Source organism: Ketobacter sp. MCCC 1A13808, from assembly GCF_009746715.1.
GTDB lineage: Bacteria > Pseudomonadota > Gammaproteobacteria > Pseudomonadales > Ketobacteraceae > Ketobacter.
Genome location: NZ_VRKW01000009.1, coordinates 94,051 through 110,841 on the forward strand (window position 1 = coordinate 94,051; position 16,791 = coordinate 110,841).

A 16,791-nucleotide genomic window follows, 5' to 3' on the forward strand; every position below is an offset into this window, starting at 1 on the left:
CTGGAAGCGATCTACCCTATCGTCTGGTAGGGAACGCCATTCACTACAAAATAAAAGAAAGCGGCCGCTATGTCAGCAAAGCCATTTACACCATTCTGGGCCTGAACATCGAAGGCAAGAAAGAGCTCTTGGGCCTGTATTTATCGGATCAGGAAGGCGCTCATCGTCGGCTTTCAGTACTGACAGATTTGTACAACCGAGGCGTAAAAGACATCCTGGTCGCCTGCGTTGATGGCTTGAAGGGCTTTCCTGAAGCCATCGAAAGCATCTACCCCAATACCGAGATCCAGCACTGCATCTTTCACCTGATTCGCAACTCCATGAAGTACGTCGCCTCAAAGAACCAGAAGGCGTTTATGACCGATCTAAAATGCGTTTACAAGGCTGCTACGCTGAACGCTGCCGAAACCGCTCTGGATGAACTGGAAGCCAAGTGGGGGCAATAAATACCCGATGGTGATCAATTCCTGGCGCAGCAAATGGTTCACATTGTCGACTTACTTCAAATACCCGGATTACGTGCAGAAGGCGATCTACACCACCAATGCCGTTGAAGCTGTTCACCGTCAATTCCGAAAACTCACCAAAACCAAAGGTGGCTTCGCCAATGAAAACAGCTTACTGATGCTGCTCTATGCCGGTATACTCCAAGCCAGTGAGCGATGGACTCACCCAATCCAGAATTGGAACCTGACGGGGTCGCCTAGACGCTATCACAGCTGACCATCCATTTCCCTGATCGATTGGAGAAATTCATCAGCTTATGATGCTGCTAGGCTGACACAGAATTTTGAACACCCTCCTGGGCTTCAATAAAGAATAGAGTGGCCTCTAAATCGATAGCTTAAATATATCTTCTGCTATTATTTCCTCACCAGATGAATGCGAAGAAAAAGCTCGACATATCTGCTCACCCAGCCTCTCATAAACTACAGGCGCAGAGCCAAACTTAGAAATTACTCCACAATTAATAGTAACAGTGCCAGGGAAAAGAATTACTCCATCAGTCAAAGATTTTTTAACGCCACTCAAAACAGCTTCTGCATATATTTTCTCCAACCCAACATATGACTCACCCGCACCCAGAGCTAATGAAGTTCCACATTTTTTTGATAAGTCATCAACATAGAAAACCTCCACCTCCAATGAACTGGATTGTTCATCTGGCTTATAAACACCACCAACATGAGCGTACAAAACTCTTGGTCCACGATGTAAAAAAACCTCTAGCGTCACAACGCTTTCTTGAGACAAACGGTCAGTCGCATAATCAGAAAGTGAAATACTACAAGATACCAACTTTTCACTTTCAAACAATGCCGGAGAAAATTCATCTAACCACAGAGACGCCTTTAACGGCCCATCCGAAAATTCTTTATTCATTTATACCTTTCCAAAAATCTGTCCATCAGCTATCAAAATGAGGGAATTCACCAGGAGTAACATTATTTACTTTATTTATTACTTCAGGATGGTACACGCTGAATGGCGACACCTCATATTTATTAATCGAATCCCAATGCAGTGTTTGATAAAGATCATAATCATTAGCAACGGTTTTATAAGGAACACCTAATTGATTTGTAACACGAGTTGTTTTGGCTGCCTCAGTTACCTCATGTATATAAAAGCTAGCATCTGCTCCAGTCAAAGGCTTGCCATCATTAAGCGCCGTTCTTAGTCGATCAACCATCAATTGATTTTCCAAAACGGGGCCATCAACATCAAAATGCTTGAGATGATTTTCCACCATATTCAACCCTTTTTCAGAAATATTGACTTGTTTTCCTTCAAGCTTTCCTAAGCCAGGCCAAACCTTTATGACATCAGGGTCAAATGCTCCAGTTGCTCTGTTTGGAACTTTCTCCGAAACAACTTCAGCATGCATCGTATCTGCACCAGACTTTGTCCCGGCAACTTGCCCAACCTCATCCCCATGCTTAACAACAGCCTCACCCACATCCACTGCTTCATCCGCATGTTTTGCCATTTTACCAGCCGTTCGAGCTCCGCGCACGGCCGCTTTTCCTCCGGGAATAATACTGGCGGCCAGGGCGGCTGTGCTGATCCAACGCGGGATTTCTTCTCCGGTGACCGGATCGAATCCTGCGATCAGTTCGACGACGCCTTTTGCGGTGCCGACACCCGTGATTAGGTCCAGCGATAGGGATAACGCATCGTCCGCCCCGAAGCCTTCACCCTGGGTTGGGGTAATGTCTTTTGGCTTTTCAATGGCACTAAACGACGCCGGGTCAAACTCGACCGGGGCGTTTTTGAAGCGGGCGTTGGCGCCCAGTGGCGCGATGGGATGACCGGGCTGGCCCGGGTCGACGGTGTCGGCCTGTTGTGGAGGGGTGGCGAAGGCGCTGGTGGCGGAGCCGGCCCCACCTCCGCTGTTGATCAGCACCATGAGGCCGGTTACAGAGACGCCCGTTTCATCCAGCACGACACTGCTGCCCGCCGCCTTCAGGGTGAGGGATTGTCCCGCATCCAGCACCACCCCCGCACCGGCTTTAAGGTGGTATTCCACGGCGGCATGTTCACGGTAGTTTTGTCCGATCTTTTGCTCCATGGATTGGCCGATGCTGCGGGATTGCTGGCCGTCGATCTGGAGGTTGTGGTCTTTGCCGATGGTGCGGTGTTGATTGTTTTCAATGTGATCGTAGGCGGAGCCTTGCACGATGCGGTGACGCTGGTGGCCGATGCTTTCCCGTTTGTCGTTACGGATGTAGTAGTCCAGGTCTTTTTGCGCGTGGACGTAGATTTGTTCCTGGTGCTTTTTGTCGTCTATCCGCAGGGTGTTGTGGCCACCGCCGTCCGGGCTGCTGCGGGATTTGAAGGTGGTGCGGGTTTGCTGGGCCGGCAGTTTGTCCGGCGGGATGGTTTGGCTGTTGTAGAGTGCCCCGGTGACTATGGGGCGGTCCGGGTCGCCGTCTAAGAAGCTGACCAGCACTTCCTGGCCCACTCGGGGCAGGCTGAAAGCCCCCCATTCGTTGCCGGCCCAGCCCTGGCTGATCCGGATCCAGCCGCTGCTGTTTTCATCGCGCTTGCCTTCCCGGTCCCAGTGAAACTGGACTTTGATGCGGCCGTGGGCGTCGGTGTAGATGTCTTCGCCCTGGGGGCCGGTAACGAAGGCGGTTTGGATGCCGTCAGCCTGCGGTTTGGGATGCTGGATCGGCGGGCGGTAGAGCAGGTCTGAGGGCATCGCCTGAAAGCGTACGTCGAATTCACTGCCGCCACTGCCAGCGCCTTCTTCCAGTACTTGGGGTTGGCGGCCGTGGATGTGAAGTCGGGTCAGCAGCAGTTCCAGCTTGAAGGGTTTTCCGCCGGCGGCGTTGCCGGGTTTGTCCAGGATAAAGCGGCGTCCCGCTTGCAGCCGGTGGCAGTCCGATTGGCCACGGGCGACGGTTTGGCTTTGGCCTTGCCGGGCTTGGTGCACCGCGGCGTAGTGTGCGCCCTGGGCCGGTTGCTGAAAGCCGCCGGGGTAGTGATAGTGCTGCAACATGGCGAAGCGGCCAACTTCGGCTTCGCTGTGCAGTTTCAGGTCGGGCTTTTCGAAGTCGTAGTCGCGGGTGGCGACTGCGCCGCTGTAGAGCTGGTGGCGCAGGTTAAAGTCGTAGACTGAAACTTCGTCCGCCACCATGCCGCTTTTCGGGTGATAGGGTAATTCAGCGGAGCCGTCCATCATCCCCAGGCTGTCTTGTTGATCGGTGATCACCATTAAATGCTGATCCAGACGATGCTCGAAGTAGTAGAACAGGCCTTCTTCTTCCATCAGGCGGCTGATGAAGGCGAAGTCGGTTTCCTGGTACTGGCAGCAGTAGTCTCGTGGAGGATACGGGCGGCGGGTCCGGATCGAGACATCCACCTGCAGCCCGGCGTCCTGAATCACCTGCAGCAGGATCTCCGGTACCGAGCGTTCCTGAAAAATGCGCATCCCACTGCGCAAGGTGAGCCACCAGAGTTTGGGGCGCAGGGTAAGATAATAAGTGGTGTATCGGGTGCCGATTGCACCCAGGGCAGCACGGGCGACCTCGCCATGAATCAGGCGCGGATGCTGCTCATCATAGAGCGTCAGCACACCGGCCTGAGCCAGCAGGTTGTTCAGCGGCAGATTATGACGCAGGCAGGCCAGCTCCAACCGGCACTGGAACAGGCCACTGAGGCTTTCTTCATGATCGAAGCCCACCACATGGAGCTCTTCCTCCAGTGAAGGGATATCAAAGTGGAAGCGACTGTTGTTGGCTAGCAACGGCATGCGGGGTGCGGTCCTTATCGGTCAGGGAGTGACGCCTGCTAGATAGACCGGGGGGAGGCAAAAGATCAACGGAGTTGTGCAGGAAAATGCGTGAACCCCGTCTTGACCGATAATGGCGACCTTCCAACTCTCTACGCCAAGGAGAGGTGCAAACTAGGGACGATTACGACCCAGGTCATCATGGCTGGACACCCACTCATCCGCTACGATGGCGGACGCCAGGGACAATTCGCCACAAAGTACGGTGGCCGCCACAATTTCTGCAAACTTATGCACTCCGCCTTTGCCGTAACAGCCCAACACTTCCAGACATTCGCGCTGGGTGGGCAGTCCGGTTCCGCCGCCATAGGTGGCAACCACCAATGAAGGGATTGTCGCGGCGAAATAGTAATCGCCTTTGTCCGTGACTTCGCTATAAACAATCCCCGCAGACGATTCCGCTACGTTCGCCACATCCTGTCCGCAGGCGATAAACATCGCCGTTATGCCGTTGGCAAAATGGGCCCCATTACAAACAGACCCCGCCATCAGTGCGCCCATATTGGAAAACTGTCGCTGGTTGAATAACGCTTCCGGCGTGGTATTCATTACGTCTCTTACCAGTTCAGCGGGTAATGTGATTTCCGCCACTGCGCGCTTGCCCCTGGTGTGCAGGGTATTCACAAAAGAGTGTTTTTTATCGGTATCGAAGTTGGCCGCCAGGCTGAAGTGTTCAAGATCCGGAATACCCTGGTCCAGCATCCACATGCAGGCATGGCGGGTCGCTTTGCTCACCATGTTCTGACCGGCGGCGTCACCGCAGGTAAAGTTGAATCGCAACCAGCGCATTTTTGCGGCCGCGTACTGTTCGATGTTACGTAATTTTCCCGCAGTCGTGGTTTCTTCGGCCTTGGCTTTGATCGCTTCGAAATTCTCTTCCACCCAACGTCCGAACTTCAGCGCCGCCCGCGCATCGGTAAAGCTGAACACGGGTGCTCGTTGCATGGCATCGTCAATCACGGTGGTGGTGATGCCACCAGCTTCACGGGTCAAGCGCATACCGCGACTGTAGCTGGCCAATAAGGTACCTTCGGTGGTGGCCATGGGGACGTAAAATTCACCTTCGGCGTGCTCACCATTAACCAGCATCGGGCCGGCAAAGCCCATAGGAACCTGGGCTACACCCGAGAAATTCTCTATGTTGCCAGGCAAAACAGCAGGATCAAATGAATAGGAGCCAACGTGATTCAATTCGGCGCGGGTTTCCTCAGTGACTAGATCGCGTCGCTGTGTGGCCATATCACGGGTGTAGTCGTTCGCCTTATCGCGGGGTAGCTTTTGCATGTTCTGTCCTCTGCTCCAATAGGGGGGTTCAGCACTTATTGCTTTTTAGACGATAGTAGTGCTAACACTCAGACCAGGCAAAAAAGAAGTGGTTTAAGGCCGTTTTTGCTATTTAAAATGGCCTGTTTAACTACCCATCAGAATAAGAGAAAGGATACAGACTCAGAATTCGGCCCCTAAGCGCAGGTAAACGACTGATTCACCCAGCTCGCTGTCCAGCCCCTGAGCAAACCCGAGCGTGCTCTCAATGCGGAAGGTGGAATACCCCACCAGCAGCTCGGGGCTCAATTCAACCCCCACTCCGGTATAAAACGACTTTGACGTACCTTCTTCCCAGGCCGCCCCGTGATCAATAAATGCGGTCAGCCCGATCTTGCCTAAGCCCACCGGAAAAGTGCTGAAGCCATCGAACAGCTCCCGCAGCGGCAAGCGGTATTCTGCGGAATATAGGCTCAGATTATTGCCCGCCAAGCGCGGCTCGTTATCACCATAGCCCCGCAAGGTATATCCGGTATAACCGAATCCAATCCGCCCGCCAAGTGATTGCAGCTCGTCCTGCTCATTTCCCAGTTGAAACGGTTTGGCGTCGCTATCCCCTTTACCGAATACCGCGCGCAGTGCCAGTACGTGATTATCGAACAGGCTGATGTATTCCCTCCAGTCCAGGCTAACAATCCCGCCCTTGTGGAAGCCACCACCAAACACATTGTACTCTTCATACTCCAGACGAATCCGACGGCCATCCTCCGGGCTGATTGAGTGGACATAGTATTCGTAATCAGACCAATTAAATGAGATACCGCCTAAATTGTCGCTATAAGAATCAAATTGCCCGAAGTCTTCGATAATCCGATTTACAGTTTCATGGCCCGCGCCCAAGTCCACTTGAAAGGTGCCATCAAAACTATTAAAAGGTTGCATCCATAACGCTTGAAAGCGCGTTTCTTCCCGCCAGGCTCCGAGCACGCCGTTGCCACTGGCCCGAATAGTGTCGTATTCCCGTTCCGCAAACAGCGCGAGCCGATGATAGGCAACGTAGCTCGCACTGCCTCCCAGTTCGTTCTTTTCCAGATAATACGCCGGTGCAAATTCCCAGGCATGAAACCCCAGCACATCTTGTCCTGCCAAATAGAATTGCAGCAGGCTGTTGTCCTCACTATCCGCATAGAGCATGGCGAACCAGGACGTGGGCAGTACCGTCGGCAGAGGCGAATAATCGCTGATATCCGTAAACTGCCGCGCATCGAACGCGGGCTGGTTTTCAATGGATTCCACCGGTGCCCGTTGTTGCCACAATCCCGCATAGGTGTCGCCCCACGGTTTTATTTTTTGCTCACGCAGCATGACACCGTTCGCGGTGTATTCGGCTACGCGGGTGCGGCCCGACGCTTCTTCAACACTGTAATCGAGAATCGCGGTTTGCGTACGCGTCACCGTTTCAATGCGACCCGTCGCCAATATTAACCGACGTAGATTCCACACGTTCCCCTGATCCGATAAAAAATAAACCGACTTGCCGTCCGCCGAGAAGCGCGGGCGCTGCTCCAGATGAGTATTGTTGGTAAGCGGGCTCCAATGCCCCGTATTCAGATCCAGTAATTCCAGATTCCAGCCCCCGCGTGCTCGATACACCGCCGCCACTAACCGGCTGTCGTCCGGGGACCAGTTGATTTCACCGATCACTTCACCTTCCGCCAATGGTTTAAACTGCTGTTGCAATGTGCCCTGCGGATCCAGCAATGCTATCTGCGCAATACCCTCGTTCACATGTACCGCCGCAATCCGCTCAGCCGAATGTGACCAGGCGATTCGTGGATATCGTCCGCAACGGGTAATCCGGTCCCAACGGCCTTTTTTATTCAGCCGGTAAAGATCAGCATACACGTTTACATTGTCACAGACCGCATAACGTGACAGCAGCACCCCCGCTTGCGGATGAACATCAACCTGGATGAATTTTTCAATTTCGGCCACTTCGGATTCCGCACCCGTAGGATCGATACGTTGCAATGCAGGATGATGACGGCCGTCTTCACGGTAATAATAAAAATCACCTTCCGAGATCCAGCGGGGGTTGCTGTTTATCCGGCCGGTGCTAACCAATTCTGTATAATCCGGCTGTGGCAGCCCAGCCATTTCTTGCGCGAACTTTTTATCCAGGTACTGTACATACTCCGACCATAAGCTTTCCGCACTGAGCCCGAATACTTTTTTCGCTCTGGACTGCATACGCCACGGAATAATGTTGGCATTCCAATTACGCAGATATTCAAACGCTTTTTCTTCACCATATTGTGCTGTCAAAAATTCAAAAAAATAGTAACCGTATAAATACGACTGCGAACCCGGCCAGTCCGTACCCCAGGATCCCTGGTAACTCAGTTCGGTAAAACTGCGAAAACCATTACCATATTCCGCGCGCATCATAGCGTCGTACAATGCACTCTGCCCTCGGCCAAAACGCTTTTGTTCATCGGTTTCTTCATACACGGCCATGCCTTCTGTTACCCACGCAGGACTGAAGATCTGGGGAAACACAAAAAAGAAGCGGCCAAAAATAGTTCGCAAAGTGGTTTGCGTACCGGAGGATTGATCCAGATGCAGGATATGCACAAATTCGTGGGTAAATACCTGCTCCATCCAGGGGCTGTTATCCAGTAACTCTCCCTTGGTCGGAGCCGACATAAAAATAAAGAATTGGTTATAGGGTAGAACGGTTGCCCCCCCGTTAGATCCATCAAAGCTGTCGCTTATGACAACCTGAACTTTGTCTGCGGGTTGCCAATCAAATCTGGGGGTTTGACGGGCATACACCTTCTCGGCAACCGCTGCCATTCGTTGTGCATAACTTAAATGCGAATTGCGGTAATGAATAAGAAAGTGCTCAGTCTCAAGCGTCAACCATTTTTGAGAAAACGTTGGTTTTAATAATGCCGTATCTTTTGGGGTATAACCCCAGGCAGGCAGCGCGAACCACATTGCACACCCTAGGCAAATAAACAGTCTTAGCATTATTCTTCCTGTTATTGTTTGGTCGCCTTTATGGCTGTCAGCACTGCTTTATAAAAATCAGATCCCAGACACCGTGGCCTAATCGCTCACCGCGACGTTCAAATTTTGTGACGGGTCTGTAGTCAGGTTTCGGTGCAAACCGGGATTCACCCGCCTGATTCTGAAAACCATCGGCAGCACTCATCACCAGCATCATGTGTTGTGCGTAAGGCTCCCAATCGGTGGCCATATGAAAATAGCCTCCGGTTTTCAGTTTGCCCCGCAACTGCTGCACGAACTCGGGTTGCACAATTCTGCGCTTGTTATGCCGTTTTTTGTGCCAGGGATCAGGAAAGAATAGCTGTATGCCGCCAAGACTGCCATCGGCAATACATTGCGCCAATACGTCGATTGCATCGTCACAAAATACACGCAGATTATCTACACCCGCCGCATTGGCGTCATTGATTAGCTTACCGACACCGGGGCGATGCACTTCAATACCAAGATAGTTTTTGTCGGGTGATTGTTGTGCCATTTCCAATAACGAGGTGCCGTTCCCGAAACCAATCTCCAGTATCACCGGATTAGGGTTGCCGAAAAGCTCGGTAAAATTAACTCTACCCTGCTTCAGTTCAACGCCATACTGCGTCCACAATGTTTCCAGTGCGCGATTCTGGCCCTCTGTCAAACGGCCTTGCCGGCGTACGAAGCTACGCAGACGCCGTTGCGGTTGTTCCGATTCTGTCATGGTAATGGGTTGCCTGATTCGCCTTGGTTACGACTAAAACTTGGTTGCAACTAAAAAAAGGTGCCTTCAATGGGAGACGAGGCACTGGCATAGAGTTTCTTCGGCATTCGCCCAGCGCGATACGCCTCTCGGCCTGCTTCGATGGCCTTCTTCATTGCCGACGCCATTAACACCGGATCACGGGCCTGGGCAATGGCGGTATTCATTAACACACCGTCACAGCCCAACTCCATCGCAATGGCAGCATCGGACGCAGTGCCCACACCGGCGTCCACGATAATCGGCACGTTAGCTTCTTCGATGATCATGCGGATATTGTACGGATTACGAATGCCCAGCCCACTGCCGATTGGTGCAGCCAATGGCATCACCGCAACACACCCCATTTGCTCCAGCTCCTTGGCAATAATTGGATCATCCGAGGTATACACCATTACCTCGAAACCTTCCTTGATCAGGGTTTCACAGGCAGACAAGGTTTCAACCACGTTGGGGAACAGGGTTTTTTCATCCCCCAGCACTTCCAGTTTCACCAGGTTATGACCGTCCAGAATTTCCCGCGCCATACGGCAGGTCCGCACTGCTTCCTGCGCGGAGTAACAACCGGCCGTGTTGGGCAGCAAGGTGTATTGATTCGGCGGCAATACGTCCAGCAAATTGGGCTCACCCGGGTTCTGACCAATATTAGTACGTCGCACTGCGACCGTAATAATCTCGGCACCACTGGCTTCAATCGCAAGCCGGGTCTGTTCCAGGTCTTTATATTTACCGGTGCCGACCAGCAAACGGGATTGAAAACTGCGATCACCCACTTTCAGGGCTGTATCTGTCATTGTGTTAAACCTTTTGACTTTGAATTGAATGGCTCAGCGAATGGATTAACTCAGCGGGCAGCGCGCCCCTTTGCTCAACCGCCGCCGATGGCCTGCACGATTTCCAGAACATCCTGGTCCTGCAGCACGGTGCTGGCATGCAGCGTACGCGGTACAATTTCCAGATTGCGCTCCACGGCAATCCGTTTGCCTGCCAACGCCATATCCGCCAGCAATTGTGTTACGGTGCAGTCCCCAGCTACTTGGCGGGTGTCACCGTTAACCGTAATTTGGATAAGATCAGACGAATTCATCAAGGGCCTCTCATTTCTGGTGCTCTATTGTCGGGAATTGACAGCAACCCGTAAAGGGGTTGCACCGGAGTAATCGCGACTATTGAACTCAGGATGCCCGTAATACGCTCCAGCCAATCCAGCCCCAACCAACAATGAAGGCCAGGCCACCTAAAGGCGTCACCGGTCCCAGCCAACGCGCGCCGGTCAGCGCCAACCCGTACAAGCTGCCGGAAAACATCACAACCCCCGCCAACAGCAACCAACCACCCACCACCAGACCTTTCGCCTGTGGAAACTGATAGGCCATTAAACCCACCAGTATCAGCCCCAGGCCATGATAAAGCTGGTACTCAACCCCGGTATTAAAGGCCGACAGCAGATTTGGAGCAATTTTGTCCTTCAGGCCGTGTGCGCCGAACGCACCCAACACCACCCCTAGAGCCATGGCAAACACGCCGATAACAATAAAATGCTTCATATTTTCCCCTGGTAATCCAGTCATCCATAGGCTGTTTAAGGGCGCATAGTGTAAGGCAATCATGGGTATTGGGCATGAAATTTTTAGGTCTCTTTTTAGCGCTGGCTTTGCACGCCATACCAGATTGGTGGCTGCGGGGAACGGTCCGCATTCGGTTCGCGCAATGCAAACGCGAATGGTAGAGTATGGCGAATACGGTCCCCGACGATTGCCAAGGAAAGGCCCATGAAGCAATTCAATCTGCAATACACCCTTATTCTGTTGTGGCTATGCGGTGCATCGGCCACCGCCTTAGCAGAGGGTTTCGACTGGTTCCAGCAAATTACAGAGCAGAACGGCAACGTTACCCTGGAGCGCATGGCCGATCATGACGACGCCATCTATCTCGCCGGGAACAGCTTTAAGGACGGGGAACGGAGGAAGGGAGTGCTGCTCAAATATTCCAAGGCAGGAACTGAGCTCTGGCGCCGGAACCTCCCTGTTTCTTCCGCGTCCACAGACATTACTGACTTGGAGGTAAACCAGCATGGAGTCTATGTCGCCGGTCATACCGGTTCTCGAGTAACAACAAACTTCATTCGAAAATACAACCATGACGGCAGTATCGGCTGGACTTACACTGAGGCGCGCCCCTCCGAAGGCAACCTATCCATTGCACTCGATGATGAGGGTATCAATTTCTTGAGGAAGGTCCGGGACGAACTACAGATCGCTGTGTCCCGATTAGACCTCGACGGCAATCTGCTTTGGAGTCAGAAGCCCGAGGGGGTGAGTGGTCTTGCCATCCTGGCCACCCATGACCAGATCTATTTGGTTACCTCGGCCCACAGAACCTATTCAATCGCAACCTACGTTTACGACACCCAGGGCAACAAGCTATTTGAATTTCCAATACCTGATCAGGACGCAGTACGTGATTTGACCTATTACGACGGTCATTTATATTCGAGAGGGACTTCCCGTTTTTCAAAGTTCGATTTAGCAGGCAATTTGGTATGGATGTCTCCCCTCCATCAAACACCTACTCAACACAATGGCTTGGCCGTCCGGGAAGACGGTATCTACCTATCGGGACATAACTTTGACCCCTCGTATACACATTCTGAGTTGGGAATGCACCTGACTCATTATGATCTTGACGGCAATCTGCAAGAGAGATGGTTTCTACCAGGCTCTGATCTCAGTCCGACTTCCGTCGTAGTTGCAGCTGACCATATCTTTGTTGGTGGCACACGCCAGAGCGAATCTCTGTACGAAGGTTTTCTGGGGCAATTTTCCACCGATGCGTTATTGCCTTCGGTGCAGATTCGTTCCTTAAATGATGCCAATCTGGACGGTTATCAGGACCTGGCGTTATTAAAACACAACTATGGTGCCGGCAAGGTCATAGCGACCGTCAAGTCGGTTGGTGCACCTTCCAGCTTGGCACACGAAGTCACATTCGACACAGCGCTTCGCCCCATTGATTTTCTAGCCTTGCCCGACATCAATGGCAATAGTGCTTCTGAACTGGCTGTTCTCAGTCGCGTGGATTCAACCGCCGAAATTCGCGATAGCTTAACGGGGGAAAAGCTCAGTCAGTTGCAATTTAACCGGAACTTTACGCCGCTGCGACTTATGACAATGACGGATCAAAATTCAAATGGCGCGCCCGAACTGGCGGTTCTTGAAACGCACAAAAGCACGAAATGGGTGCGAGTGGAAATACGGGATAGCATCACTGCACAATTGCTCAATAGTGTTTCGTTCAACTCCACCTATACACCCAAAGATCTGGTTCAGGTGCAGGATCTTGACGGTGATAACCGCCCTGAGCTCGGGGTACTATCGACCAATGAAAACAACCTCACCAGTAAACTCGAAATTCGCAACCTAAATGGTACGCTGATCAAAAACCTTTGGTTGGGAGAAAATTATGATTCGATCGCTGCGCTGCCGCTCCCGCCTTTGACCGACGGAAGCACAATTGAAGCGACCGCTTTGGCGGCTTTGCAAGCTAAACCGGATGGGGATCGCGTCCGCATGAAGATCGCACACCAAATAACGGGCGGCGTTGTTAGAACGGTTAATTTTGATCGGCAATTCGCTCCGATTAAGGCAATTGCCTTGAATGATATCAATGCCAACGGCACGCTGGAGTTAGCCTTGCTCGGCAGAAATTCGATGGCCTCCACGAACAAAGTCGAGATAAGAGATTCACTGAACGGTACGCTGGTCAAAAATATCTGGCCACGAAAAGACCTCATTCCGGAAGACATGATTGCCATACCCGATATCAACGGCAATCTTAGCGCTGAAATCGGTATCCTCTTGCGCAGCTCCTACGATGTCGATACCCATAAATACTCTGTTCTCGTACGAGATGCGGCAACCGGAGACAATATCGATCAGGTGGAATTCGTATTTCGCGGCTTCTAAGCACCGCTGGCCTTTGCCCGTCGGTATTCGATTTCCCAGTCAAGCCGGTGGGGATACTCATTTAAAGCCCGGCTGATACCCAGGTATAGGTGATCCTGCTGGTAATAAAGAATTTGCTTAACGTTCACCAACTCCTGTGACTCACCTATCCGGAGCTGAACGTCCATTGCGAAAGCCTGCATTCCTTCTTCTGTGGTGAGTTGATGATCTAGTTGCCAAGCTACCGCAATGGAAACGGTGCCGGTTGGTACTTGCACACAATCCTGATCGGGATAGCTGGTGGTGGTGATCGTCGCCAGCTGATTGAGCCTGAAGTCATAGGAGCGAATCTGGTACTGCCCCAACTCCAATTGGTAACAATTAGAAACCCATTGCCCGCCCGATACCAACTGCGAAATGGGTTGCCATTGATCCGCTTGCAACAACCCCATCGGCACGCCATCACTTATCACGCTATCAGCCAGCACAGCATTCACCACGCTTGCCAGCACCCCTCCGGCTATCCAGACTGCCTTCATAAAATTTCCCTGGTCAGAACTTATAGTTGTTAGTTATACCTGACAAATTATATCCAGGTCTGTGGCGAAAATCTGTTACCGAGTTTTACTCTTGGTAACGAAAAAAAGGCCGGATGATTACATCCGGCCTTTCCAAAAATGAGTGTCCTTACAATTGCCACGCGCCCTGACTGGTTCTGTTTATGCTTCCAGAATATGGGCCTTGAGTTTGTTCATGGCGTTTTTTTCCAGCTGACGTATACGCTCGGCAGAGACGTTGTACTTCGCTGCCAGCTCATGCAAGGTAGACTTTTCATCGTCAAACCAGCGCTGTTGCAATATGTCTCGGCTACGATCATCCAATTCTGTCATCGCTGCATACAAACGGGCATTGTGATTGTTTTCCCAATCATCCTGTTCCAGCATTTCTGCCGGGTCCATGCTGCTGTCTTCAAGATAATAAACCGGAGCCTGATTGGCACTTTCGTCGTCCGCATCCACTGGCGCATCAAAAGAGGCATCGTACGCACCTAAGCGCCCTTCCATTTCGCGAACGTCCTTATCGCCGACCCCTAAATCCTGGGCAATCGCCTGGATTTCATCATTGGTCAGCCAACCCAGACGTTTTTTCTGACTGCGTAGATTGAAGAATAATTTACGCTGTGCCTTGGTCGTCGCAATCTTAACGATACGCCAGTTGCGCAGCACGTATTCGTGTATCTCAGCCTTGATCCAATGCACGGCAAAAGACACCAGGCGCACACCCACGTTGGGATCAAAACGTTTAACGGCCTTCATCAGGCCGACATTACCTTCCTGAATCAAATCTGCCTGAGGCAAGCCGTATCCGGTGTAGGATTTAGCAATATGTACTACAAACCGCAGATGGGAAAGAACCAATTGACGGGCCGAATCCACATCGCCGTCATAGAATAACTTTTCGGCCAGTGCCTTTTCTTCTTCTGCGCTCAGAACCGGCACAGTCTGTACGGACTGAACATAGGCTTCAAGGTTGACACCGGGTGTGGTGATTAATGCAGGTTGAAGAGCTTTATTCATTTAGGTTGATCTCCGTTGTATCTGACTGAGTTTAGCACTCTTGATATATGAGTGCTAATTGCGGTCATAGTTCCCCGTTTCCTTTAAAGATCCCCCGGGGCCGGGGACTGGTATTTATGGGCGTTTCCGCCGTGAATTTCAAGGGGGTTTGCCCGGGATTAGCGATAAAAATCGCCGTTTTGAATGTCAGCCCGGCTCGATTGAGCGAATATGCTGGCTTACCGCGAGGCGGGCACCGGCTAACCCCACTACCACGCTCCCCAATAACATCAGCGAGGAAACACCAAACCCTAATCCAGCTAGCTCAAATTTACTACTGTATAACTCGGATAAGGCGTTAACCGGACCTTGCAGCCACCACAGAACGATTTGCACCAACAACAGCGCAGTAAGACAGCCCCCCAGCCCATACCACAGCCCGGTATACAGAAAGGGTCGCCGCACAAAGGCATCGGTGCCGCCCACCAGTTTAACAATGATAATTTCATCGCGGCGACTTTCAATGGCCAGGCGAATGGTGTTGATGATCACCAGCAACACCGCCAATACCAAGGCCGCACTCAGCGCTGCCACAAAACGCTGCCCCAGATCCAGCATGGCATATAACCTTTGCACCCACTGGGCATCCAGTTGCGCCAGCTCCACCTCTGTCCGCTTGGCCAATTCATTTCGCAACCCTTGCGCCGAGCCCAGGTCGGTGACGGAAGGGTACACCACAAGCACCGCGGGTAGCGGATTTTCACCCAGCTCTTTAATCAGATCACCAAATCCGGATTGCGCTTCAAATTCCCCGAGCGCCTGCTCGCGAGAGATGAATTCAACCCGCTTCACGTCTTTATGTTGGGCCAACTCATCAGCCAGATTGCGACCTTGTTCTGCCGTGATACTGAAGCGAAGAAACAACGATATCTGTGCGCTGCCATCCCAATCTGCGCTCACATTTTCTGCGTTCTTTAAAATCACATACAGTCCGGCTGGCAGACTCAGTGAAATCGCAATCACCAGAATCGTCATCAATGTGGGCAAGGGGGTGCTAAGCAAACGACGCAAGCTTTCCAGAGCGACTTCTTTGTGGTGTTCACGGTAGCTTTGAAAACGTTGGGTAAAGGTAGTACCAGCCGCAGTTGCGCCACGGGTTTTCTGCACCGCTGCCGGACTCTGCGTCGGCCGGTTTTGGGGATTATGATGGGGCGGTCTGCGTGGGGGAGGTCGCGAACTCAATATGCGCCCTCCCTTTCTAAGGTATCGTAGCCATCACTGATCAACTTACCGTCATTTAAGGACAGTAGGCGATGATCATAGCGGGCAATCAAACCCAGGTCGTGAGTTGCGATTAACACTGACACCCCCACCTGCGAAAACTGATCGAACAAATCCATAATCTCGGCGGACAGCTCCGGATCAAGGTTACCGGTAGGCTCGTCGGCGATTAACACCCGGGGTTTATTGACCACGGCTCGGGCTATCCCGACTCGTTGCTGCTCTCCGCCCGACAACGCAATGGGGTTCTGCTTTTCCTTGTCGAGCAGTCCGACTTTATCCAGTGCAGCACGCACCCGGCGTCCGGCTTCGCGGGGACGATAGCCGGCGATTACGAGAGGCAAAGCAACGTTCTCATACACGCTGCGATCGAATAACAGCTGATGATTCTGAAACACCATACCGATCTGTCGCCGATAGAAAGGGATCGCGGCACGCCCCACTTTTGCCGTATCGATATTACCGACTACCAGCTGTCCTGCGCTGGGGCGCTCAATCAACATGATCAATTTCAGCAGCGTGCTTTTCCCTGCACCGGAATGACCGGTAAGAAAAGTGAGCTCCCCCTGTCCCAGCTCAAAGCTGATATTCAGTAACGCATCCCTGCCGTTCTCATAACGCTTGCTGACTTTATTAAAAAGTATCATA

The 16,791-nt window shown here is 52.0% G+C and carries 13 protein-coding genes and 1 pseudogene; 2 read left to right on the forward strand and 12 right to left on the reverse strand.

Annotation, left to right across the window (positions count from 1 at the left end):
• A pseudogene (locus tag FT643_RS16195) lies at nt 1-767 on the forward strand (IS256 family transposase); the annotation flags it as partial.
• A gap of 64 nt (nt 768-831) precedes the next feature.
• Here the strand turns inward: FT643_RS16195 and FT643_RS16200 are convergent.
• The 8 genes from FT643_RS16200 to FT643_RS16235 form a co-directional block, all read right to left on the reverse strand.
• Complete coding sequence (locus FT643_RS16200) at nt 832-1,383, reverse strand: hypothetical protein (RefSeq protein ID WP_156872465.1); 552 nt, start codon at nt 1,381-1,383, stop codon at nt 832-834.
• 25 nt (nt 1,384-1,408) lie between these two features.
• The gene (locus FT643_RS16205) at nt 1,409-4,258 is read right to left on the reverse strand and encodes a type VI secretion system Vgr family protein (RefSeq protein ID WP_156872466.1); all 2,850 of its coding nucleotides are present in this window, start codon (nt 4,256-4,258) and stop codon (nt 1,409-1,411) included.
• Between the two features lie 153 nt (nt 4,259-4,411).
• On the reverse strand, nt 4,412-5,581 hold the full coding sequence (locus FT643_RS16210; RefSeq protein ID WP_156872467.1) for a hydroxymethylglutaryl-CoA reductase: 1,170 nt from the start codon (nt 5,579-5,581) through the stop codon (nt 4,412-4,414).
• 162 nt (nt 5,582-5,743) lie between these two features.
• Nucleotides 5,744-8,560: a PD40 domain-containing protein gene (locus FT643_RS16215; RefSeq protein WP_198043615.1), complete on the reverse strand. Its 2,817-nt coding sequence runs from the start codon at nt 8,558-8,560 to the stop codon at nt 5,744-5,746.
• 70 nt (nt 8,561-8,630) lie between these two features.
• Nucleotides 8,631-9,323, reverse strand: coding sequence for a tRNA (guanosine(46)-N7)-methyltransferase TrmB (gene trmB / locus FT643_RS16220; RefSeq protein WP_156872469.1), 693 nt, complete (start codon nt 9,321-9,323; stop codon nt 8,631-8,633).
• A 50-nt stretch (nt 9,324-9,373) separates the two neighbouring features.
• Entirely contained in the window at nt 9,374-10,156 is a 783-nt protein-coding gene (locus FT643_RS16225) for a thiazole synthase (protein WP_156872470.1), read from the reverse strand.
• A 74-nt stretch (nt 10,157-10,230) separates the two neighbouring features.
• Entirely contained in the window at nt 10,231-10,431 is a 201-nt protein-coding gene (thiS, locus tag FT643_RS16230; RefSeq protein WP_317622046.1) for a sulfur carrier protein ThiS, read from the reverse strand.
• Between the two features lie 106 nt (nt 10,432-10,537).
• Nucleotides 10,538-10,909, reverse strand: a complete 372-nt coding sequence (locus tag FT643_RS16235; protein WP_156872472.1) for a DUF423 domain-containing protein — start codon at nt 10,907-10,909, stop codon at nt 10,538-10,540.
• 225 nt (nt 10,910-11,134) lie between these two features.
• On the opposite strand from FT643_RS16235, the gene FT643_RS16240 reads away from it, so the two are divergent.
• Nucleotides 11,135-13,327 carry a hypothetical protein gene (locus FT643_RS16240; protein ID WP_156872473.1) on the forward strand — a complete coding sequence of 731 codons (2,193 nt, stop codon included), beginning with the start codon at nt 11,135-11,137 and terminating at the stop codon, nt 13,325-13,327.
• On the opposite strand, the gene FT643_RS16245 is transcribed toward FT643_RS16240, so the two are convergent.
• The 4 genes from FT643_RS16245 to ftsE form a co-directional block, all read right to left on the reverse strand.
• Nucleotides 13,324-13,845 (reverse strand): hypothetical protein, encoded by a 522-nt coding sequence (locus tag FT643_RS16245; protein ID WP_156872474.1) that lies wholly within the window; start codon nt 13,843-13,845, stop codon nt 13,324-13,326. The two genes, FT643_RS16240 and FT643_RS16245, sit on opposite strands and share 4 nt — an antisense overlap.
• Before the next feature lie 180 nt (nt 13,846-14,025).
• Nucleotides 14,026-14,883 carry an RNA polymerase sigma factor RpoH gene (rpoH, locus tag FT643_RS16250; protein ID WP_156872475.1) on the reverse strand — a complete coding sequence of 286 codons (858 nt, stop codon included), beginning with the start codon at nt 14,881-14,883 and terminating at the stop codon, nt 14,026-14,028.
• A 186-nt stretch (nt 14,884-15,069) separates the two neighbouring features.
• A complete protein-coding gene (gene ftsX, locus FT643_RS16255; protein WP_156872476.1) occupies nt 15,070-16,104 on the reverse strand; it encodes a permease-like cell division protein FtsX in 1,035 nt (344 codons plus the stop codon).
• Entirely contained in the window at nt 16,101-16,790 is a 690-nt protein-coding gene (gene ftsE, locus FT643_RS16260; protein WP_156872477.1) for a cell division ATP-binding protein FtsE, read from the reverse strand. Before ftsE ends, ftsX begins: the two co-directional genes overlap by 4 nt.
• Between the last annotated feature and the right edge of the window lies 1 nt (nt 16,791).